Genomic DNA, 1,201 nt, shown 5'->3' on the forward strand with positions numbered 1-1,201 from the left:
CGGGCCGACGACGGCGGCCGCGCGCTCGCGCAGCTCCGTGCCGCGCTGCTCGGCGGTGCGCAGAAAGCCCGGCACGGCCCGCACGTCCCGGACGAGCGTCGTGAGGTTGCGCCCCACCATGGGCAGGAGCCGCCGGATCAGCTCGGCGCGCCCGATCGGGACCACCGGGATGTCGGGCTGGCCGGGCAGCCGCCCGAACACCTCCCGGTACGCCGCGTCGACAGTCTTCTGCAGGCCGAGCGTCCGGGCCACGGTCTCGGTGGTGCTGAGGTTCATGTAGAACCGGCCGCCGATGGTGCCGTACGCGGGCACGCCGATGTCGCTGTCGGCCATCGCGTTGGCCATGAAGATCTGCACGAGCGACCAGGTCAGCGGCGTCATCACGCTGGGCAGCGCCTCGCCGAGGTTCGCGTTCGTCCACAGGAAGTCGCCCAGCAGGCTGTCGTTCCACACCTCGGTGACCGCGACCTCGCCCGCCGCGCCCGTGACGGGGCGGGCCTGGAGAATCGCGGGGGCGCCGCCTTGCAGCGCCCACTCGACGTCCATCGCCACGCCGTACAGCTCCTCGATACGGATGCCGAGCGCGGCGAGCCGCGCTGCCTGCGCGTCGGTGAGCGCGGGGCGGTCCCGGAGCTCGGCGGGGACAGGCTCGTTACGGGTACCGGCACCGGTCCGAACGGTGCGGACCTCCTTGGTGCTCACCGTGCCCTCCACCGCGCCGCCCACCCGGGCCACCAGGTAGGTGTCGGGCGTGACCTGCCCGCCGACGACGGCTTCGCCCAGCCCCCAGGCCGCGTTGATCAGCACCCGGTCCCGCGAGCCCGTCATCGGGTCGACCGTGAACAGGATGCCGGCCACGTCGGCGTCGACCAGCCGCTGCACCACCACCGCGAGCGCGACCTCGTCGGCGGGGATGCCGTGCCGCGCCCGATAGCCGATCGCGCGCGCCGTCCACAGGGAGGCCCAGCAGTCCCGGACGACGTCGAGCACGGCGTCCGCGCCGCGGACGTCCAGGAACGAGTCCTGCTGACCGGCGAACGACATGCCGGGCAGGTCCTCGGCCGTCGCTGAGGAGCGGACGGCGACGGCGGGGGCGCCGTCGGGCACGGCGTCAGGCGAACCGTCCGCGGCGCGCAGGCCGGCGTACCCGGCCCGGACGGCGTCGGCCACGGACTCCGGGATCTCCAGGGAGGTGAAGACC

At 74.4% G+C, this 1,201-nt stretch carries 1 protein-coding gene; it reads right to left on the reverse strand.

Annotation, left to right across the window (positions count from 1 at the left end):
* Positions 1-1,201 (reverse strand): PEP/pyruvate-binding domain-containing protein (locus PROKR_RS00225; RefSeq protein WP_211239978.1); only part of this gene is annotated, 1,201 nt, incomplete at both ends.

Origin of the sequence: Promicromonospora kroppenstedtii DSM 19349, assembly GCF_000515355.1 — a bacterium.
GTDB lineage: Bacteria > Actinomycetota > Actinomycetes > Actinomycetales > Cellulomonadaceae > Promicromonospora > Promicromonospora kroppenstedtii.